Source organism: Actinoplanes awajinensis subsp. mycoplanecinus (assembly GCF_001509495.1).
GTDB lineage: Bacteria > Actinomycetota > Actinomycetes > Mycobacteriales > Micromonosporaceae > Actinoplanes > Actinoplanes palleronii.
The window spans coordinates 166,146-186,145 of sequence record NZ_LLZH01000097.1 but is presented as its reverse complement, the minus strand read 5'-3'; the positions used below and the strand labels follow the sequence as shown (position 1 = coordinate 186,145).

Annotated in this window: 17 protein-coding genes; 6 read left to right on the top strand and 11 right to left on the bottom strand. The window is 72.4% G+C overall.

Features of this window, described 5'->3' with window-relative positions:
- Positions 1 to 19: 19 nt before the first annotated feature.
- Complete coding sequence (locus tag ADL15_RS14095) at positions 20 to 274, bottom strand: isoamylase early set domain-containing protein (protein WP_067689555.1); 255 nt, start codon at positions 272 to 274, stop codon at positions 20 to 22.
- Positions 275 to 356: 82 nt separating this feature from the next.
- Between ADL15_RS14095 and ADL15_RS14090 the strand changes: the two genes are divergently transcribed.
- Complete coding sequence (locus ADL15_RS14090; RefSeq protein ID WP_067689552.1) at positions 357 to 812, top strand: GNAT family N-acetyltransferase; 456 nt, start codon at positions 357 to 359, stop codon at positions 810 to 812.
- A 135-nt stretch (positions 813 to 947) separates the two neighbouring features.
- Here the strand turns inward: ADL15_RS14090 and hemQ are convergent, their stop codons facing one another.
- The 3 genes from hemQ to hemE all read right to left on the bottom strand — a co-directional run bounded on the left by hemQ (position 948) and on the right by hemE (position 4,331).
- Positions 948 to 1,649, bottom strand: a complete 702-nt coding sequence (hemQ, locus tag ADL15_RS14085) for a hydrogen peroxide-dependent heme synthase (protein WP_067689549.1) — start codon at positions 1,647 to 1,649, stop codon at positions 948 to 950.
- Positions 1,646 to 3,037, bottom strand: coding sequence for a protoporphyrinogen oxidase (hemG, locus tag ADL15_RS14080; protein ID WP_067689546.1), 1,392 nt, complete (start codon positions 3,035 to 3,037; stop codon positions 1,646 to 1,648). The genes hemQ and hemG overlap by 4 nt, the downstream gene beginning before the upstream one ends.
- Before the next feature lie 175 nt (positions 3,038 to 3,212).
- On the bottom strand, positions 3,213 to 4,331 hold the full coding sequence (hemE, locus tag ADL15_RS14075; protein WP_083971230.1) for a uroporphyrinogen decarboxylase: 1,119 nt from the start codon (positions 4,329 to 4,331) through the stop codon (positions 3,213 to 3,215).
- On the opposite strand from hemE, the gene ADL15_RS14070 reads away from it, so the two are divergent.
- Positions 4,330 to 4,902, top strand: coding sequence for a DUF3000 domain-containing protein (locus ADL15_RS14070; protein WP_067689540.1), 573 nt, complete (start codon positions 4,330 to 4,332; stop codon positions 4,900 to 4,902). The genes hemE and ADL15_RS14070 overlap by 2 nt on opposite strands.
- 258 nt (positions 4,903 to 5,160) lie before the next feature.
- Here ADL15_RS14070 and ADL15_RS14065 read toward each other — a convergent pair whose 3' ends face one another.
- Positions 5,161 to 6,360 carry a S1C family serine protease gene (locus ADL15_RS14065; protein WP_067689529.1) on the bottom strand — a complete coding sequence of 400 codons (1,200 nt, stop codon included), beginning with the start codon at positions 6,358 to 6,360 and terminating at the stop codon, positions 5,161 to 5,163.
- A gap of 147 nt (positions 6,361 to 6,507) precedes the next feature.
- On the opposite strand from ADL15_RS14065, the gene ADL15_RS14060 reads away from it, so the two are divergent.
- On the top strand, positions 6,508 to 7,812 hold the full coding sequence (locus tag ADL15_RS14060) for an HRDC domain-containing protein (RefSeq protein ID WP_067689526.1): 1,305 nt from the start codon (positions 6,508 to 6,510) through the stop codon (positions 7,810 to 7,812).
- A gap of 39 nt (positions 7,813 to 7,851) precedes the next feature.
- Here ADL15_RS14060 and ADL15_RS54140 read toward each other — a convergent pair whose 3' ends face one another.
- Positions 7,852 to 7,998 carry a hypothetical protein gene (locus tag ADL15_RS54140; RefSeq protein WP_198170761.1) on the bottom strand — a complete coding sequence of 49 codons (147 nt, stop codon included), beginning with the start codon at positions 7,996 to 7,998 and terminating at the stop codon, positions 7,852 to 7,854.
- Between the two features lie 328 nt (positions 7,999 to 8,326).
- Between ADL15_RS54140 and ADL15_RS14055 the strand changes: the two genes are divergently transcribed.
- Together ADL15_RS14055 and ADL15_RS14050 are read left to right on the top strand one after the other, a co-directional pair.
- Positions 8,327 to 9,523, top strand: coding sequence for a thiolase family protein (locus ADL15_RS14055; RefSeq protein WP_067689523.1), 1,197 nt, complete (start codon positions 8,327 to 8,329; stop codon positions 9,521 to 9,523).
- Positions 9,520 to 11,583, top strand: a complete 2,064-nt coding sequence (locus ADL15_RS14050) for a 3-hydroxyacyl-CoA dehydrogenase NAD-binding domain-containing protein (RefSeq protein ID WP_067689520.1) — start codon at positions 9,520 to 9,522, stop codon at positions 11,581 to 11,583. The genes ADL15_RS14055 and ADL15_RS14050 overlap by 4 nt, the downstream gene beginning before the upstream one ends.
- Before the next feature lie 29 nt (positions 11,584 to 11,612).
- On the opposite strand, the gene ADL15_RS14045 is transcribed toward ADL15_RS14050, so the two are convergent.
- The 5 genes from ADL15_RS14045 to dxs all read right to left on the bottom strand — a co-directional run bounded on the left by ADL15_RS14045 (position 11,613) and on the right by dxs (position 18,323).
- Complete coding sequence (locus ADL15_RS14045) at positions 11,613 to 12,806, bottom strand: sensor histidine kinase (RefSeq protein WP_067689822.1); 1,194 nt, start codon at positions 12,804 to 12,806, stop codon at positions 11,613 to 11,615.
- A gap of 50 nt (positions 12,807 to 12,856) precedes the next feature.
- Positions 12,857 to 13,531, bottom strand: coding sequence for a response regulator transcription factor (locus ADL15_RS14040; protein ID WP_067689518.1), 675 nt, complete (start codon positions 13,529 to 13,531; stop codon positions 12,857 to 12,859).
- Positions 13,532 to 13,599: 68 nt separating this feature from the next.
- Complete coding sequence (locus tag ADL15_RS14035; RefSeq protein ID WP_067689515.1) at positions 13,600 to 14,949, bottom strand: outer membrane protein assembly factor BamB family protein; 1,350 nt, start codon at positions 14,947 to 14,949, stop codon at positions 13,600 to 13,602.
- A gap of 39 nt (positions 14,950 to 14,988) precedes the next feature.
- Positions 14,989 to 16,311: an outer membrane protein assembly factor BamB family protein gene (locus ADL15_RS14030; RefSeq protein WP_067689512.1), complete on the bottom strand. Its 1,323-nt coding sequence runs from the start codon at positions 16,309 to 16,311 to the stop codon at positions 14,989 to 14,991.
- A gap of 86 nt (positions 16,312 to 16,397) precedes the next feature.
- Positions 16,398 to 18,323, bottom strand: a complete 1,926-nt coding sequence (dxs, locus tag ADL15_RS14025) for a 1-deoxy-D-xylulose-5-phosphate synthase (protein ID WP_067689509.1) — start codon at positions 18,321 to 18,323, stop codon at positions 16,398 to 16,400.
- Positions 18,324 to 18,461: 138 nt separating this feature from the next.
- On the opposite strand from dxs, the gene ADL15_RS14020 reads away from it, so the two are divergent.
- On the top strand, positions 18,462 to 19,826 hold the full coding sequence (locus ADL15_RS14020) for a cation:dicarboxylate symporter family transporter (protein WP_067689506.1): 1,365 nt from the start codon (positions 18,462 to 18,464) through the stop codon (positions 19,824 to 19,826).
- The last annotated feature ends 174 nt before the right edge of the window (positions 19,827 to 20,000 follow it).

Sequence of the window (20,000 nt, the reverse complement as noted above, 5' to 3'; positions counted from 1 at the left end):
AGCGGGTCCGGCGAAACGTTTATAGGCGGAGTTCACTGCCTTCGGGATCGTCGAACCAGACACCACCGGTCGCCAGGTACCGGAACTGGTACTCGCCCGGCTCCAGCGGCACGCTGATCGTGCGGGTGCCGTTACGGCGCACCTGGAGCTCGTGCAGCCCCGGCTGCCAGCCGTTGAAATCACCGACCACGCTGACGACACCGGACGGCTCGTCGGCCGGAAGACTGAAGGTCACCCGGGTCTTGGTGCCGAACAACTTACTGCGCTTGATCATGGGTCCTCCACAGGCCGTAGCCTCTTGACTACAACGGCGGGACCGGCGGCGGGGTGACGACGCGCCGCAATACGCTGTACTGATGCACCCGCAACCGCAGGACGAGCTGCGCGTGGCCTCGTTCCATGATCTTACCCCCGGCACCCTCTACGACCTGCTGCGTCTGCGCAGTGAGGTGTTCGTCGTGGAGCAGGAGTGCGTCTACCCCGACCTGGACGGCCGGGATGCCGAGCCCGGCACCCGGCACCTGTGGTTCGACCGCGGCGGGGAGGTCCGGGCGTATCTGCGGATCCTCGACGACGAGGGCACCGCCCGGATCGGCCGCGTGGTGACCGCGAAGAGCGCCCGGGGCGCCGGCCTGGCCGGCCGCCTGATCGAGCGCGCCCTGGAGCTCATCGGCGACGGCCCCGTGGTGTTGCACGCCCAGGCTTATCTGGTCGCCTTCTACGCCCGCTACGGCTTCGAGGCGACCGGCCCGGAGTACGTGGAGGACGGGATCCCCCACGTACCCATGGGGCGTTTGCCGTTGGCGAGTTGAGGCGCGATTTTCCGCCGTCCGCAAACCCCGCGGCCGTCGAAAAACCGAGCCTCAACTCGCCAACTCCAAGGCAAACGCCCGCGGAGCGAAGCGGAGCCAAGCCAGCTCAGCCAGCTCAGCCAGGTCCCTGAAAAATCACGGCAGGGCGGTGACCAGTTCGCTGACCGAGCGCCGGCGACCCGTGTAGAACGGGACCTCTTCGCGCACGTGCCGACGCGCCCCCGAGGCACGCAGGTCGCGCATCAGGTCCACGATCCGGTGCAGCTCGTCGGCCTCGAACGCGAGCATCCACTCGTAGTCGCCCAGCGCGAACGACGCCACCGTGTTGGCCCGCACGTCCGGGTACCCGCGGGCCATCTTGCCGTGCTCGGCGAGCATCTCGCGGCGCTCGGCGTCGGGCAGCAGGTACCACTCGTAGGAGCGGACGAACGGGTACACGCAGATGTACGGCCGCGCCTCCTCACCGGCCAGGAACGCCGGCAGGTGGCTCTTGTTGAACTCGGCCGGCCGGTGCAGCGCCATCTGCGACCAGACCGGGGTCAGGTGCCGGCCCAGCCCGGTCCGCCGGAACAGCGAATACGCCTCCTGCAGGTCATCCGGGTTCTCGGCGTGCCACCACACCAGGATGTCCGCGTCGGCGCGCAGCCCGGACACGTCGTACGTGCCGCGGACCGTCACGTCCTTCGTCGCCAGCTGCGCGAACAGCTCGTCGACCTCACCGGCCAGCCCGTCCCGCAGGGCCGGCAGCGGGCTGGACGCCCGGAACACCGACCACATCGTGTACCGGATGGTGGCGTTCAGCTCGTTGATCCGGGCCGCGTTGCTCTGCTCGCTCATAGTTCCTCCAGATACTTGCTCACGTCGTCAGCCGCCCGCTCACCGCTCGCCACACAGACCGGGATGCCCACACCGTCCAGCGCGGCGCCGGCCAGCGCCAGGCCGGACGGGAGCGCGGCCCGCGCCGCCGCCACCCGGTCCGGGTGTCCCGGCGCGTACTGTGGCAGCCCGCCGCCCCAGCGCTGGATCCACGACGCGGCCGCCGGTGGCAGCTGCCCGCCGACCAGCTCGCCGAGCTCCCGGTGGGCGATCGCGAGCAGCGCATGATCGCTGTGCTGCAGGCGGTCCTCCTCGCCGGCCCGGCCCAGCGAGGCCCGCACGATCACCGGGCCCCCGGGGCCGGTCAGGTGCGGCCATTTGCGGGTGAAGAAGGTGGCCGCCTTGACCAGGGTGCCCTCGCCCGGCGGCACCAGGAAGCCGGACAGCTCGGGCAGCGGGGTGCCGGGCGGCAGGGCCATCCCGGCCAGGGCGACACTCGCGTACTCCAGGTCGCCGATCGCCTGCGCGGACTCCGGCGCGGCGTCGGCCAGCAGCCGGGCGGCCGGTCGCGCCGGCACGGCCAGGATCACCGCGTCGACGTCGTCGGTCTGCGGTTCGGGCGCCGGCCCCAGCACCAGGTGCCAGCGGTTCCCGGCACGGATGATCTCGCGCACCGGCAGGCCGAGACTGATCCGCGCCCGGGCGGCCGTGGCAGCCGCGCCGATCAAGCGGCCCATCCCGCCGTCCACGGCCGCGAAGACCGGCTGTCCCGGTGCCCGCTTGCTCAGCGCCTGTGCGGCCTGGACCGCGCCGCGCAGGGTGTGCTCGGTCTCCGCGGTACGGGCCAGCTGCGGCATGGTGGCGCGCAGCGAGAGCCGGTCGGCGCGGCCCGCGTAGACGCCGCCGAGCATCGGGTCGACGAGCCGCTCGACCACCTCGGCGCCGTACCGGGACCGGACCAGCTCGCCGACCGCGATGTCCTGGCCCGGTGCGAGCAGCGGGTGGCCGGTGTCGAGGTCGGCGGACTCGTCGGGCAGCGCCACGCCGTCCAGCGTGGACAGGTCCCCGGGCACGCCGACCAGGGTGCCGGCCGGGATCCGGGCCAGCGTGCCGCCGATCGCCAGCGCCGCGGGCTGGGCGGCCGGGTGCACCAGGGCGTCACCGAGGCCGACCCGGCGGGCGAAGAGCACCGCCGCGGAGGCGCCACCGTCCGGCGCGCCGTTCAGGAACGACTCGGCGCCGCGCTCGACCCGCAGGCCGGCCAGCTCGCCGGTGCGCAGTTTGCCGCCCAGGGCGCCGCTCTGCTCGTACACGATGATCTCGGTGTCCGCCGGCGTCAGATCCCGCAGGCGCACGGCGGCCGCCAGGCCGGCGATGCCACCGCCGATGACCGCGATCCGCTTCCGCACGTCTCCACCCTCCCAGGCCGCACCCGTGCACGGCGACCGGGGTCCACCGCTGTGAGATCCCGGCTGGTCGTCAGGGGTGCCTCCGCGGCGCGGAGACACCCCTGACAGCCGGCTGGAAATCGGCCAGCCGGAAGACTGCCCGACCGGCGGGCCCTGCGGACAGGGCCGAAGGTCCTCAGCGAGCGGAGATCTCGTGCACCAGCGCCACCAGGCGGGTGAGGATCTCCGGGTCGGTCTCCGGCATGACGCCGTGACCGAGATTGAACACGTGCCCCGGCGCCGACTGCCCCTGCGCCACCACCCGGCGCGCCTCCCGCTCGACGACGTCCCAGCCGGCGAACAGGATCGCCGGGTCCAGGTTGCCCTGCACCGCCCGGTCCGGGCCGATGCGCTTGGTGGCCACGTCCAGCGGGGTACGCCAGTCGACACCGACCACGTCCGCGCCGGCCTCGCCCATCGCCTCCAGCAGCACCCCGGTGCCCACCCCGAAGTGGATCCGCGGCACACCGGCGTCGAGCAGCCCGCGCAGCACCGCGGCCGAGTGCGGCATCACGTACTGCCGGTAGTCCGCCTCGGAGAGCGCGCCGGCCCACGAGTCGAACAGCTGCACCGCGCTCACCCCGGCCTCCACCTGCACCCGCAGGAAGGTCAGGGTGATCTGGGCGAGGCGGGAGAGCAGCGCGTTCCACAGGTCGGGAGCGCCGTACATCATCGCCTTGGTCTTCAGGTAGGTCCGCGACGGGCCACCCTCGATCAGGTAGCTGGCCAGCGTGAACGGCGCTCCGGCGAACCCGATCAGCGGGGTGCTGCCGAGCTCGGCGACCAGCAGGCGCACCGCCTCGGCGACGAAGTCCACGTCGCCGGCGGCGAGCGGGCGCAGCCGCTCCAGATCCGCGGCGGTGCGCAACGGCTCGGCCACCACCGGGCCGGTGCCGGCCACGATGTCCAGGTCGATGCCGGCCGCGGCGATCGGCACCACGATGTCGCTGAACAGGATCGCCGCGTCCACGTGGTGCCGGCGGACCGGCTGCAGCGTGATCTCGGTGACCAGGTCCGGGCGGCGGCACGAGTCGAGCATGCCGATCCCCTCGCGGATCTTGCGGTATTCCGGCAGCGAGCGCCCGGCCTGCCGCATGAACCACACGGGCGTGTGCGGAACCGTCAGGCCTCGGCACGCACGCACGAACGGGGAATCGTTGAGAACGGTCACCGCGCCATCGTGCCACGTGAGTGAAGACGCCCGGCGGCGCGGCGGACGGCTCTCCGGGCGTAGATCGGCATACTCTTCCCCCATGGCGTCCCCCTCCGCTGTTCCCGATGTGTTCACCCGCGCGGTGGCCGGGTTGCGCGCGGACTCGCCACGGCCGGAGATCCTGCTGGAGGAGATCGCCGCGCCGCAGCGGCTCGCGCCGTACTCGTTCGCGCTCAGCGCCACCGTCCTGCGCTCCGGCGAGGAGGTGGCGAGCGGACGGCTGATCCTGCTGCACGACCCGGCCGGTCACGACCAGTGGCGCGGCGACCTGCGCCTGGTCACCCTGGTCACCGCGGAACTCGAGTCCGACCTGGCCACCGACCCGCTGCTCCCGGCGGTCTCCTGGACCTGGCTCACCGACGCGCTGGACATGCACGCGGCGTCCTACACGGCGATCGGCGGCACGGTCACCCAGACCGCCTCGACCCGCTTCGGCGAGCTGGCCGGCCCGCTGCCGACCGCGGATCTCGAGGTCCGCGCGTCCTGGACCCCGCTCTCCGACGACTTCGGCGCCCACCTGCGCGGCTGGTGCGACATGCTGGCCTCGACCGCGGGCCTGCCGCCGCCCGGCGTCTCCTCGCTCGCCGACCACCACCGGGCCCCCGCGACCTAGCCCGCTGCCGCCGGCACCGCCGATCCCCTCCAGGCATTCCTTCGGTACGCATACCGCGTCCCGTCCGTAGGCTACGAGCCACGTCCCCGCCAGGGGGCGACGCGACACCGCGCCACCCCAGGCCGCCCCCGCGCCTCACCACCACAGCGTGTGAAGTTACGGTCCGCTCCGCACCCGAAGTCCCCACACAACGCCCGGCACCACCGAGCGTGTGAAGTTGTGGTGCGGAGCGCACCCGAACTTCACACGCTGGGTGGGTCAGCAGACGTTGAACGTGGCGCAGGCGGTGGCGATCGGGATGGCCAGGCCGATGCCCTCGGCGTCGCGGGCCTTGGCGGTGGCCAGGCCGACCACCTGCTTGCTCGTGTTGACCACCGGGCCGCCGGAGTTGCCCGGGTTGATCGGCGCGTCGAACTGGATCGTCGGGCCGTCGCTGTCGTCCTCGCGGAACGCGCTGATCACGCCGGTGGTGACGGTGTCATCGAGGCCGAGCGGGGCGCCCACCACTACCACCTGCTGGCCCGGCTTGACCTGGCCGGGAGCGACGGCGATCGGCTTGATCTCCTGCTTGGCGCGGAGCAGCGCGAGGTCCTTGGCCTGGTTGACCTTGATGATCGTCGCGGAGATCCGGGTCGAGCCGCGCTCCAGCGTGACGGTGCGGGCGCCGGTCTTGAAGAGTTCCTCGACGACGTGGAAGTTGGTGAACAGGTTCGCGGTGCCGTCGGCGGCCTTGGTGCCGACCGAGAACGCGGTGCCGGTGAAGTCACCGGCCCGGACCCGGAAGACGCTGGGCAGCGTCGCGGACGAGATGCCCTCCGGGTCGAAGACGTTGGTGAGCGCCTTCTCCAGCTCCGCGCTGCGGTCCTGCTCGCCGGCGACCGCCGAGGCCAGGTCGTTGCTGCTCTTGATCATGGTTTCGATCCGGTACGCCTGCCAGCCGGTCACGCCCAGCAGCAGCAACACCAGCACCATGATCAGCGGCTTGGCGCGGCCGGCGACGGCGAGCCCGGACATCCGGGAGCCGCGGGGCTCGGGTGCCGCCATCGGCGTCTCGTAGGCCGCGGCCGGATATTCGGCCGGCGGGTAACCCGGGTTCGCGTAACCGGTGGTCGCGTATCCGGGGGCCGGGTAGGACGCCGGGCCCGGCGCCGCGTAGCCCGGCGCGGGTGCGGAAGGCGCGGGATAACCCGGTGCCGGCGAGGCGGGCGCCGCGTAGGCCGGAGCGGGTGAGGAAGGCGGCGTCTGCGGCTCGGCCCAGCGCGGTTCGGCGAAGCTCGTCTCCGCCCAGACCGGGCCCGGCTCCTCCCAGGAACGCTGCTGCTGCCCTGCCCAGGGGTCCTCCGGGCGGCGCAGGCCGTCATCCGCGTACCGGTCGTCGTAACGATCGGTGTAGCGATCCTGACCCCGGCGGGGCTCTGGCGAACCAGCAGGGGTGAAGGGCTCGTATGTGGCGGTCATCCGGCACGGCCTCCCAAAGGTGTCGGCGTGGCACCCGGGTATACGGAGCAAACCGCGCAATGGTTGAAACCTAAGAAGTCGATCGAGAATCGGCGCGCCGGGACCCGGCTGCGCACAGCAGGGGTGTGACCCCCGTACGGTTACGGAGTGACCGACGAAGCACCCCTGCGCCGTCGGGACGCGCCGGAGTCAGCAGGGGACGGACCGCACGCCGTGCCGCCCGACCCAAGTTCTGGCGGTTCCGAGGCAGTTCCCCTGACGTCGCCCCGCGATGGCACCCCGGCTCCCGTGGAGAGCGCCACCGACCTGGCCGAGGTCGTCGCCCGCATGTCCACCGGCACCGGGCCGGTCGCCGTGGACGCCGAACGCGCGTCCGGCTACCGCTACACCCAGCGGGCCTACCTGGTGCAGCTGCGCCGGGCCGGCGCCGGCACCGTGCTGATCGACCCGCTCCCGCTCGACGATCTGCGCACCCTGGACACGGCTCTGGCCGACACCGAGTGGGTGCTGCACGCCGCCAGCCAGGACCTGCCCTGCCTGGCCGAGCTCGGGATGAAACCGCGCCGGCTGTTCGACACCGAGCTGGCCGCCCGGCTGGCCGGGTTCGAACGGGTCGGCCTGGCCGCGCTCACCGAGCAGCTGCTCGGTTTCTCGCTGGAGAAACACCACTCGGCGGCGGACTGGTCGACCCGGCCGCTGCCGGACTCCTGGCTGACCTACGCCGCGCTGGACGTGGAACTGCTCACCGACCTGCGTGACCTGCTCGCCGCGGAGCTGGACCGGCAGGGCAAGGCGGCCTGGGCGGCGGAGGAGTTCGCCGCGCTGGTGGCCGGCGCCGACCGGCCGCCGCGGGTTCGCGCCGATCCGTGGCGCCGCACGTCCGGCATCCACCGGGTGCGGGGCGCCCGGGCACAGTCCCGGGTCCGTGCGCTCTGGTACGCCCGGGACGGCATCGCCGCCCGCCGTGACTCGGCGCCCGGCCGGGTGCTGCCCGACTCGGCGATCGTCGCCGCGGCCGAGGCCGACCCGAAGGACGAGCGCACCCTGCTCGCCATCCCCGGGTTCGGCGGCCGTTCGGTGCGCCGGCTCGCCAAGATCTGGCTGGACGCGCTGGATCAGGCCCGGGCGCTGCCCGACGACGCGCTGCCGGTGAACGTGCCGGTGGAGGGTCCGCCGCCGCCGCACCGCTGGGCCGAACGTGACCCGGTCGCCGCGGCCCGGCTGGCCCGGTGCCGTCAGGTCGTGGTGGGCACCGCGGAGACCCATCGGCTGCCCCCGGAGAACCTGATCAGCCCGGACTTCATCCGCCGGCTGGCCTGGTCACCGCCGGACGACATCAGCGCGCAGACGGTCTCCGACACGCTGCGCGGCTTCGGCGCCCGCAACTGGCAGGTAGGCCTGATCGCCGGCCAGCTGGCGACGGTGCTCCCCGCTCCAGAACCGGCCGCTTGATCGAAGGGCTCCGGCGCGTCGCGCCGGAGCCCTTCGCCATCACATCGAGAAACCGGAGCCCGGCTGGGGGCGGAGACCGTCGTGGTCTTTGCCGCAGCGGACGCACTGCTTGTAGGTGCCGCCGTCCTCGGTGGCGCGGCGGACCCATCGGTGCCGGCCCAGCCGGCACGTGAGCGGCTTACCCATGGATCGACGCTACGCCCGGCCCGGGGTTCTCCGGCAGAGCCCGCCGGAGGGTTTTATGGTTTAAACCGCGACCGCCCACGGGCGTCGCCCGGGGTGGGGAGCGTTATGGACGCGCAGCGGCCAGCGAGTCGCCCCGGGTCCCGGCGGGAGCGGCGGTCTGCACCCCGGCGGACGCACGACGAAAAGCTCTTGATCTGGGGTTTTCGGTTTTTCATGATCGTCACACGAAACAAAGCTGTGACGTTTAGGCAAGGCCCTGGCACCCACTAGTTACCGGCGAGTAGCATTCTTCACACGCTTAGGGTTCACGCCCGCAAGGAGGCTTGCTGTGCCCCGTGAAGTACGCGAGGTCGTCTTCGTCGACGGCGTCCGCACCCCGTTCGGCAAGGCGGGCGGCATGTATGCCGAGACCCGCGCCGACGACCTGGTGATCCGCTGCATCCGAGAGCTGGTCAAGCGCAACCCGCAACTCCCGCCGGAGCGGGTGGACGAGGTCGCGATCGCGGCCACCACGCAGACCGGTGACCAGGGCCTGACCATCGGCCGGACCGCGGCCCTGCTGGCCGGCTTGCCCAAGACGGTGCCCGGTTATGCCATCGACCGGATGTGCGCCGGTGCGATGACCGCGGTGACCAACGTCGCCGGCGGCATCGCCATGGGCGCCTACGACATCGCCGTCGCCGGCGGCGTCGAGCACATGGGCCGGCACCCGATGGGTGAGGGCGCCGACCCGAACCCGCGGATCCTGACCGAGAAGCTGGTCGACCCGTCCGCCCTGGTGATGGGCTCGACCGCGGAGAACCTGCACGACCGGCTCCCGGCCATCACCAAGGAGCGCACCGACCGCTTCGCGCTGAACTCGCAGCTGAAGACGGCCAAGGCGTATGCCGACGGCAAGATGCAGCCCGACCTGGTCCCGGTCGCGACCCGCAGCGCCGAGCTGGGCTGGGGCCTGGCCACCGTGGACGAGGCGCCGCGCGAGACCTCGATGGAGAAGCTCGCCACGCTGAAGACCCCGTTCCGCCCGCACGGCCGGGTCACCGCGGGCAACGCGGCCGGCCTGAACGACGGCGCCACCGCGGCCCTGCTGGCCGACGAGGCCACCGCCCGCGAGCTGGGGCTGCCGGTCGCGATGCGGATGGTCTCGTTCGCGTACGCCGGCGTCGAGCCGGAGATCATGGGCTACGGCCCGATCCCGTCGACCGAGAAGGCCCTGAAGAAGGCCGGCCTGACCATCGACGACATCGGCCTGTTCGAGCTGAACGAGGCGTTCGCGGTGCAGGTGCTGGCGCTGCTGGACCACTACGGCATCGCCGACGACGACCCGCGGGTCAACCCGTGGGGCGGCGCGATCGCGATCGGTCACCCCCTCGCGTCCTCCGGCGTGCGCCTGATGACGCAGCTGGCCCGGCACTTCGAGGAGCACCCCGAGGTCCGGTACGGCATCAACGCCATGTGCATCGGTATCGGCATGGGTGGCACCGTGATCTGGGAGAACCCCAACTGGGAAGGTTTCGCGAAGTGATCGAGAACCCCAATGAGGTAGTCACCAAGGCTCTCGTCCGCTCCGTGAAGGTCCCCGGCCTGGACAAGCCGGTCGCGCTGATCACGCTGGACAACGGCTTCGACCACAAGAAGCCGAACAGCTTCGGACCGGCCGGGCTCACGTCGCTCGACGAGGCGATCACCGCGGCCACCGCGGCCGACCCGGCGTTCATCGCGATCACCGGCAAGCCGTACATCTTCTGCGTCGGCGCGGACATCACCGGCATGCCGCTGCTCTCCTCGCACGAGCAGGCCGCCGAGCTGGGCGAGCTGGGTCACCGGGTCTTCGCCCGGCTGAAGAACAGCACCATCCCGACGTTCGCGTTTGTGAACGGCGCGGCGCTCGGCGGTGGCCTCGAGGTCGCCCTGCACTGCCACTACCGCACCGTCTCCACCGGCGCGGCCGCGCTCGGCCTGCCCGAGGTCGCGATCGGCCTGGTTCCCGGCTGGGGCGGCAGCCAGCTGCTGCCGAACCTGATCGGCATCGCCGGCGCGGCGCAGGTCATCCTGCAGAACCCGCTGACCCAGAAGGTGCTGCGCCCGAAGCAGGCCAAGGAGATGGGCGTCGCCGACGCGCTCTTCCCGGCCGCCGACTTCCTGGAGGACTCGCTGGCCTGGGCCGCGGGCGTCGTCAAGGGCGACGTCACGGTCGAGCGCCCGGAGATCGACCGGGAGATGTGGGACGGCGTGCTCTGGTTCGCCAAGAACCAGCTGGACGAGAAGCTGCACGGCGCGGTCCCGTCGGCCAACAAGGCCCTCGAGCTGCTCGCCCTGGCCAAGGACGCGTCGTTCGAGGATGGCACCGCGGCCGAGACCGAGGCCCTGGCCGGCCTGATCATGGGTGACGAGGCGCGCGCCAGCCTGTACGCGTTCGACCTGGTCCAGCGCCGCGCCAAGCGCCCGGTCGGCGTCCCGGACGCCTCGCTGGCCCGCAAGGTCACCAAGGTCGGCATCGTCGGCGCCGGTCTGATGGCGTCCCAGCTGGCCCTGCTCTTCCTGCGCCGCCTCCAGGTCCCGGTGGTCCTCACCGACCTGGACCAGGCCCGGGTGGACAAGGGCGTCGGCTACGTCACCGAGCAGATCGACAAGCTGGTCGCCAAGCGCCGGCTCGACGAGGGCACGGCGGCCAAGCTGCGCGGCCTGATCAGCGGCTCGGTGGACCGTTCGGTCTTCGCCGACGCCGACTTCGTGATCGAGGCGGTCTTCGAGAACCTCGAGCTCAAGAAGCAGATCTGGGCCGAGTTCGAGAAGATCGTCAAGCCGGAGACGATCCTGGCGACGAACACCAGCTCGCTCTCGCTGACCGAGATGGCCGCCGACCTCGAGCACCCCGAGCGGGTCGTCGGCTTCCACTTCTTCAACCCGGTCGCGGTCCTCCCGCTCCTCGAGATCATCAAGGGCGAGAAGACCGACGACGCCACCCTGGCCACCGCGTTCGCGGTCGGCAAGGAGCTGAAGAAGTCCTCGGTGCTGGTCAAGGACGCCCCGGCGTTCGTGGTCAACCGGGTGCTGACCCGCTTCACCAGCGAGGTGTTCAAGGCGATCGACGCCGGCACCCCGCTGGACGTGGTGAACGAGGCGTTCGACCCGCTGGGCCTGCCGATGCGCCCGATCGCGCTGCTGCAGCTCGTCGGGCCGGCCGTGGCGTACCACGTGGGCGAGACGCTGCACACCGCGTTCCCGGACCGGTACGTGGACAGCCCGAACCTCAAGAAGATCGTCGATGCCGGCCTGCCGCTGCTGGTCGACGACGAGATCAACGTCGAGGTCGTGAAGCTGCTCGACGCCGGCGACGCTCCGCTGACCGCCGACGAGGTGCGGGTCAAGGCCCTCACCGCACTGGCCGAGGAGATCCGGATCATGCTCGACGAGGGCGTGGTCGCGCAGGCGCAGGACATCGACCTGTGCATGATCCTCGGCGCCGGGTACCCGTTCCACCTCGGTGGGATCACGCCGTACCTGGACCGCAGCGGCATCGCGGAGCAGGTCACCGGCAAGCGGTTCCTGCCGGACGGCGCGGCGAACGTCCGCCGCGCCTGATCAGCTCGTCCGCAGAAGCCCCGTCCGGATCACCGGGCGGGGCTTTTCGGCACCGCGGCGGTCGCGGCGACCACCGGCGTGGTCTCGGCGGCCGGCAGCGACACGGTGACCTCCAGCCCGCCGTCGGGCCGGGCCACCGCGGAGACCGTCCCGCCGTGCGCGTCGCACACCGCCCGCACGATGGACAGCCCCAGCCCGGACCCGCGCGAGCCGGTACGTTCCCAGCCACCCCGCCGGAACGGCTCGAACAGCCCGGGCACCTCGAACTGCTCGACCTCGTGACCGGTGTTCCCGACGATCAGCCGGGCCTGCCCGTCCACCGACTCGGTACGCAGCCACAGCCGGCCCATCAGGTGGTTGTACCGGATCGCGTTCTCGATCAGGTTGCCGGCCAGCCGGTCCAGCAGGCTCGGGTCGCCGACCACCGGCGCGGCCGCCAGCTCCGTACTCACCTCGAGCTTCATCCGGTCGGCCTCGGGCTTCACCGCGGACAGCGCGTTGGCGACGCTGGCCGCCAGGTCACCCGGGACCTTCCGGACCAGCCGCCGGCCGGACTGCGCCTCCGAACGGGCCAGCACCAGCAGCGCGTCGACGAGCCCGTTCGCCCGGCTCGAGGCGTCGCGCACCACCCGGGCCATCCGGCGGTATTCGGCCACGTCCGCCTCGGGGTCGCTGAGCGTCACGTCGATCTCGGTCCGCATCACCGCGAGCGGGGTCCGCAGCTCGTGCGACGCGTTCGCCACGAACCGTTTCTGCGACTCGAACGCGCCGGCCAGCCGGTCCAGCATGGCGTCGAACGTCCGGGCCAGCTCGGCCACCTCGTCGTCGGCGCCGGAATACCGGATCCGCTGGTCCAGGGTCTCCTCACCGAGCCGCTGCGCGGTCTGCGTCACGGTGTGCAGCGGCCGCAGCGCCCGCCGAGTGACCAGGTATCCCCCGGCGATACCGATGATGCCGATCGCGACGAGCGCGCTCAACCCCTTGATCAGCAGCTGGTCGGAAGCCTGGTCGATCATCTCGTTCTGCCAGGCCCGGGCCTCCCGGAACGTGCCGTCGTTGAGCGTCACGTCCGAACCGGCGCGCAGCTCGTCGGCCGGGTGCAGTGACTCGTCGACGAGCAGCCAGGCCAGCACCACCAGGACCGCGCCCGCCGCGACCAGCAGGATCCCGTTCAGCAGGGTCAGCCGCAGCCGCAGGGTGGGCCGGGTCAGCCGGCGCAGCAGACCGGCGGGCCGGCTCAGCTGGCCGTGGCTCTGCTGACCCTGGTAGACGGTCACGTGGTCACGACCGGTTCGGGCACCCGGTAACCGGCGCCGACCACGGTCTCGATCAGCGGCGGATCGCCGAGCTTCTTGCGCAGGGTCATCACGGTCACCCGGACCGTGGTGGTGAACGGGTCGGTGTTCGCGTCCCAGACCCGTTCCAGCAGCTCCTCGCTGGAGACCACCGCGCCGCGCGCCTTGAGCAGCACCTCCAGCACGCCGAACTCCTTGTTGGTCAGGTCGACCGGCACACCGCCCCGGGTCACCGCCCGGCGGGCCGGGTCGAGGACCAGGTTGCCGACGCTGAACACCGGCGGGGCGGGCGGCGTGGCCCGCCGGCCCAGCGCCTGCACCCGGGCCACCAGCTCGTCGAAGGCGAACGGCTTGGGCAGGTAGTCGTCCGCGCCGAGCTGCAGGCCCTCCACCCGGTCGGCGACCGAACCGCTGGCGGTCAGCATCAGCACCCGGGTCAGCGCGCCGGACTCGACGAGGGCGGCGCAGATCTCGTCGCCGTGCATGCCGGGCAGGTCACGGTCCAGGACCACCACGTCGTACCGGGTCACGTAGGCCATCTCGTGGCCCTGCAGACCGTCGTACGCGACGTCGACGGCCATCCCGTGCCGCCGCAGTCCGCGGGCGATCGCGTCGGCCATCGTCCGCTCGTCCTCCACCACCAGCACGCGCACCGCAGACTCCTGACGTCAACACCCTGACCGGGTGTAGCTGCAGGCTACCCATCGCGCGCGACAGGTGGTCAGCTCCGGTACGCCCAGATCCGCAGCCCGTCGGCGGCCCGGCAGACCAGGAACCGCCCGTCCGCGTCGCAGTCGCCGAGCCCGGTACCGGCCACACCGAGCCGGCGGATCTCGGCGTGCCCGGGCACCACCGTGGCGAACGCCTGCGCACCGCGCCCCTCCCGGCGCCGCAGCACCAGCGGCTGGCCCGCCGATCCGGACACCTCACCGGTCCAGCCGGCCAGGTCCACCCGGGTCGCCCCGGTGTGCGGGTCGGTCAGCCGGACCGGTTCACCGGTGGCCGCGTCGGTCTCCAGCACGTACCCGGCGCGGATCGCCAGGTCGACGTCCTCCTGCACCCTCCACCGGGCCAGACCGGTGCCCGGGTCGAGGACCCGCAGGTCACCGTGCCCGCCATCGCAGAGCACCCCCTGGCAGTCGGCCGGGTCGGCGACCATCTCCGGCACGTCGCGCTCCCACAGCCGCCGCAGGGTGCGTGCCTCGAACGCGACCTGCCGGCCGGGCTCCTGATAGCTGATCAGGGCGATGTCGCCGATCAGCGACCCACTGGCCGGACCGTGCCCGGCCAGCTGCGGCAGCTCGGCCTCGCGCAGCAGCCGGCCGGTGCGCCCGGCGACCAGGGTGAGCCGCTGGGACGAGGTGATCAGCACGGCCGGGTCGTCGCCGGGCACCACGTCGACGGTCACCGCGCCACCCGGTGACGTCGTCCACAGGGTCCGGCCGTCGGCCAGGTCGAGGCCGCGGACGTCGGTGCGCAGCGGCGGCTCGGTGTGCGGCTCGCCGGAGGCGGAGAAGTAGAGCGGGCCCGGGTCGCCGGACTCCTGGTCGTACTCGGTGCCGGGGCGGAACACCCGGTCGACGGTGACGCCGGCGCCGCTGCCGTCCAGCACACCCACCGTGACCGGCGCGGACCAGCGGACCTGGCCGGTCGCGGCGTCCACCGCGGTGGTGGCGGCGCCGGCGGTCAGCAACGCCACCTCACCGGCCTGCCGCACGGTCACCGAGGCGACCGGGATCACGCCCGGCTCACCACCGACCGGCACCCGGGTGGTCCACAGCCGGACCGGCGGGCGGGCCGGGCGCCAGGCGGTCACCGACGGCTCGGTCCCGGTGGTGTCGACCGTGTAGACCTGCCCGCCGGCCAGCGTGATCGGGCCGTCCGGTGCGGCCGCCGGGGTGATCACGCCGAGGTAGCGCCACCGGATCCCGGAGGCCGGCGCCGCACCGCCCAGCGCGGCGAGCAGGATCAGCGCCACCACCAGGGCGGTCCGGCGATAGGCCACGAGCGGTCGGCGCGAGGTGGGCGGCGGCTCGAGCGGGGCGTCGCGGTCCAGCTCGATCAGCGTCACGACACACCCTTTTTTCCGTACGCCTACGTCAGCCGGCGATCAGCTCACGCCGGCCGCCTCGTCATACGCCCACACCACCAGCTCGCCGGACGCGGATCGGCAGACCAGCCGGTCGGGTGCCGCCTCGCAGTCGCTCGTCCCGGCGGGCAGCTCGGCGATCGGGCGCAGCCGGCCACGGTCCTGGTCGACGACCGCGACCATGGTACGCGCGCCGGCCGGGACCACCCGGGTGACCAGCAGCCCACCGGACCGGTTCGCCCCGGCGACCGGCCGCCACCCGGCCAGGTCCGCCAGCACCCGGCCGGTCGCGGAGTCCACCAGCGCGGTCGGTCCCGTGGCGTCGTCGCCGGTCGGGTACGCCACCAGGGTGGTGCCGCGTTCCTCCACGGTCTGCCACCCGGGCCGGGTCCAGCGCTCGTCGCCGGTGGCCGGGTCGACGGCCCGGATGCCGTGCTCGCCGAGGAAACACGCGAGCAGCCCGCAGGCGCGGACCTCGACGGTGCCGTCGGCCGGCTCGGTCCACACCGGGCGCAGCGTCACCGGGTCGTACGCGGAGACCTCCATGCCGAACGCGCCGGGGTGCCGCAGCACCACCAGGCCGCCGGCCACCACCGGGTTGTCCGGGCCGTAGTTGGCCGACGGCAGCTCCCGGCCGGCCAACTGCCGGCCGTCGGTCAGGTCGAACAGGGCGGCCGTCCGGTCGTCGCGGATCAGCAGCAGCCGGGACCCGGTGTCGGCCGGGCCGGGCACACCCAGCACCACACCGGTGGACGGCACCCGGAGCTGCCAGCGGGCCATCCCGGTGACCGGATCGAGCACCTCGACGGCGCCCTGCACCCGGCGGCCGGTGCCGGACAGGCTGCGCGGGGTGCTCACCGCCAGCAGCGCGTCACTGCCGGCGAAAGTGATCACGGAGCGGGCGTTGCGCCACTCCAACGCCCCGGTGGCCACCGAGATCGCGGTGGTGCCGGGCTCGGTGCCGCTGGTGGTCCACGGCCGCATCAGCAGCAGCCCGCCGCCGGTGCGCAGCCGGTAGACCGGGATCGGCTGCCCGGCACGCCAGCGCAGCGCCCCGGAATCCAGGTCATACGCCGTGAGCAGGCCGAACGTCTGGGTGAGCAGCTGGCCGCCGGTCACCAGATAGGGGTCGGACGGGCTCATCGCGATCCGCAGCAGCGTGGTCAGCGGCGGTTTCGGCGGGGCGGCCGAGGCGCCCGAGCTGACCAGCAGCAGCACCACGAGCAGGACCGGGGCGAACCAGGGCGGGGCGGTGGACCGCCGGGGCCGCTCGTAGGTCTCCGGGACACCCCGGTCGAGGCCCAGCTCGATCAGGACTGGCTCGACGAACGTCTCCGCACCCATCCGTTAAAAGTAACGGTTGAATAACGGAAACGCTCGTCGATCATGCGGGGCGTCCTCGATCGGTCATTTCCTCCCCGGACCCGCGGTCACAGGGCGGGCTCGGCCACCTCGTCGGCGGCGTCGAGGCGCGACACCCACTCGGTCACGTCCCGGGCGATGTCCTGCGCGGTCAGCCCGAGCGACGCGAGGATCTCGGCCCGGGAGCCGTGCGGGTGGAAGCCGGCCGGCACGCCGAAGTCGCGCAGCGGCACGGACACGGCCGCGTCCCGCAGCGCGGCGGCGATCGCATCGCCGACGCCACCGGTACGGATGCCGTCCTCCAGGGTGACCACCAGGCGGTGCCCGGCGGCCAGCTCGACCAGCTCGGCCGGCACCGGGCGGACCCAGCGCGGGTCGGCGACGGTCACGGCGTACCCCTGCTCGGCGAGCCGCTCGGCGGCGTCCAGCCCCAGGCCGGCGAACGAACCGACCGCGACCAGCAGGATGTCCTTGCGGCCCTCGGTCTCGCGCAGCACGTCCACCGGGCCGACCCGGCGCAGCGCCGGCGTGTCCGCGGCGACCGCGCCGGTCGGGAACCGCACGATGGTCGGGCCGTCGCCCACCGCGAGCGCCTCGCGCAGCTCCTCGCGCAGGGTGGCGGCGTCCCGCGGCGCGGCGATCCGCAGGCCCGGGACCACCCCGAAGACGCTCATGTCCCAGATGCCGTAGTGGCTCGGGCCGTCCGGACCGGTGATGCCGGCCCGGTCGAGCACGAACGTGACCGGCAGCTTGTGCATCGCGATGTCCAGCAGGACCTGGTCGAACGCGCGGTTCAGGAACGTCGCGTAGACCGCGACCACCGGGTGCAGGCCACCCATCGCCAGACCGGCGGCGCTCGTCGCGGCGTGCTGCTCGGCGATGCCGACGTCGTACGTCCGCTCCGGGTACTTCTGGCCCAGCGCGGCGATACCGGTCGGCTCGGCCATCGCGGCGGTGATGCCGACCACGTCCGGACGCTCGTCGGCGATCGCGACGAGCTCCTCGGCGAAGACCTTCGTCCACTTCAGCGACGGCTTCGCGGTCAGCGCGCCGGTCTCCGGGTCGAACGCGCCCGGGCCGTGGAACCGGTCCGCCTCGTCCTGCTCGGCCGGGCGGTAGCCATAACCCTTGACGGTCACCGCGTGCACGATCACCGGCGCGTTGAAGCCCTTGGCCCGGCGCAGCGCGGACTCCATCGCCTGCTGGTCGTGGCCGTCGACCGGCCCGATGTACTTCAGGCCCAGGTCCTCGAACATCGGCTGCGGGCTGATCGCGTCCTTGATGCCGCGCTTGACCGCGTGCAGCACCTCGAAGACCGGCTTGCCGACCAGCGGTGTCGAGCCGAGCGCGTTCTTGACCAGGTCGAGCACCTTCTCGTACCCCGGGTTGAGCCGCAGGGTGGAGAGATGGTCGGCCAGGCCGCCGATGGTCGGCGCGTACGACCGGCCGTTGTCGTTGACGACGATGACCAGCTTGTTCTTCGTGGCGGCGATGTTGTTGATCGCCTCCCAGCACATGCCGCCGGTCAGCGCGCCGTCGCCGACCACCGCGACCACGTGCCGGTCCTCTCCCCGCAGCGTGAACGCCTTGGCCAGGCCGTCGGCGTAGGAGAGCGCGGTGGAGGCGTGCGAATTCTCGATCAGGTCGTGCTCGCTCTCCGCCTGACTCGGGTACCCGGTGAGGCCACCCCGCTGGCGGAGCTCGTCGAAGCCGGCCTGCCGACCGGTGACGATCTTGTGGACGTACGCCTGATGGCCGGTGTCAAAGAGGATCTTGTCGCTCGGCGAGTCGAAGACCCGGTGCATGGCGAGGGTCATCTCGACCACGCCGAGGTTCGGCCCGAGGTGGCCACCGGTCCGCGACACCTTGGCCACGAGGAAGTCTCGAATCTCGGCCGCGAGCAGGGTCAACTGCTCCGCGGACAGTCGCTTCAGGTCACCCGGAGAGGTGATGGTCGTCAGCAGGCCGGCCGGGGTCGAGGGGGAGTCGCTCATAGGGTCGGAGTCTATCCGGGTGACGCCCGGACGCGACCTGGCGCGAACGGCCAGGGTGGCGTCCTCCACAGCATCTCCACATTCCCCGATCCGGATGATGGGGGTGATGCAGATCACATGCCTGTGCGAAACTGAAGCATGTCCGTCGATGCCGAAGCTCCGCAGCGCCGCGACCGCAGCCACTTCCTCTACCTCGCCGTGCTCCTCGCGATGGCTCTCGGCATCGCCCTCGGGTTCCTCTTCCCCGACGTCGCGGTGAAGCTCAAACCGCTCGGCACCGGGTTCGTCGACCTGATCCGGATGATGATCGCCCCGGTGATCTTCTGCACCCTGGTTCTCGGCGTCGGCTCGATCCGGCGCGCCGCCCAGGTCGGCCGGGTCGGCGGGCTGGCGCTCGGCTACTTCCTGATCATGTCGACGGTGGCCCTGGCGATCGGCCTGGTGGTCGGCAACATCCTGCAGCCCGGCGCTGGGCTGCACCTCAGCGAGGAGCTCGCGAAGACCGGCGCGGCGCAGGTGAGCGAGCAGGCCGAGGGCGGCGTCGCGTTCGTCCTCGGGATCATCCCGGACACCCTGGTCTCCGCGCTGACCAGCACCCAGGTGCTGCAGACGCTGCTGGTGTCGCTGCTGGTCGGGTTCGCCGTGCAGTCGCTGGGCGACCGCGGCGAGCCGGTGATCCGGGCGATCGGGCTGATCCAGCGGGTGGTCTTCAAGATCCTCGCGATGATCATGTGGCTGGCGCCGATCGGCGCGTTCGGGGCGATGGCCGCCCTCGTTGGCGCGACCGGTTTCGACGCGCTGAAGAGCCTGGCCGCCATCATGGCCGGGTTCTACGTCACCTGCGCGATCTTCGTGTTCGTGGTGCTCGGGCTGCTGCTCCGGCTGGCCGCCGGGATGTCGATCTTCCGGCTGCTGCGGTACCTGGCCCGGGAGTTCCTGCTGATCCTGTCCACCTCGTCGTCCGAGTCGGCACTCCCCCGGCTGATCGCCAAGATGGGTCACCTCGGGGTGAGCCGCCCGGTGGTCGGCATCGTGGTGCCCACCGGGTATTCGTTCAACCTGGACGGCACCGCGATCTACCTGACCATGGCGTCGCTGTTCATCGCGGACGCCATGGACCAGCCGCTCTCCGTCGGCCAGCAGATCGGCCTGCTGCTCTTCATGATCGTGGCGTCCAAGGGCGCGGCCGGCGTCACCGGCGCCGGGCTGGCCACCCTGGCCGGCGGCCTGCAGAGCCACCGCCCCGACCTGGTACCCGGCGTCGGCATGATCGTCGGCATCGACCGGCTGATGTCCGAGGCCCGCGCGCTGACCAACTTCGCCGGCAACGCGGTGGCGACCGTCCTGGTCGGCACGTGGACCCACGAGATCGACCGCGCCCAGGCCGACCGCGTCCTGGCCGGCCAGTCCCCCTTCGACGAGTCCACCTTCGACGACGACCCCCACGACGACACCCCGGCCCAGCCCACCCCCACCCGGGAAACACCCCCACCCACCGGGTGACCGGCCGGCACCGTGCCGCGACCCGGCGCCGGGTGACCGGCTGGCGCCCAGGGGTGCCTCAACCGCCTCGAGACACCCCTCAGAACCAGCCGGGGACGGGGAGCCGCGCTGCGGTCCGGGGGTGGGCGGTGTCGCGGGGCCTCATGGGCGGGACTCGGCTTGTAGCCTGCGGGC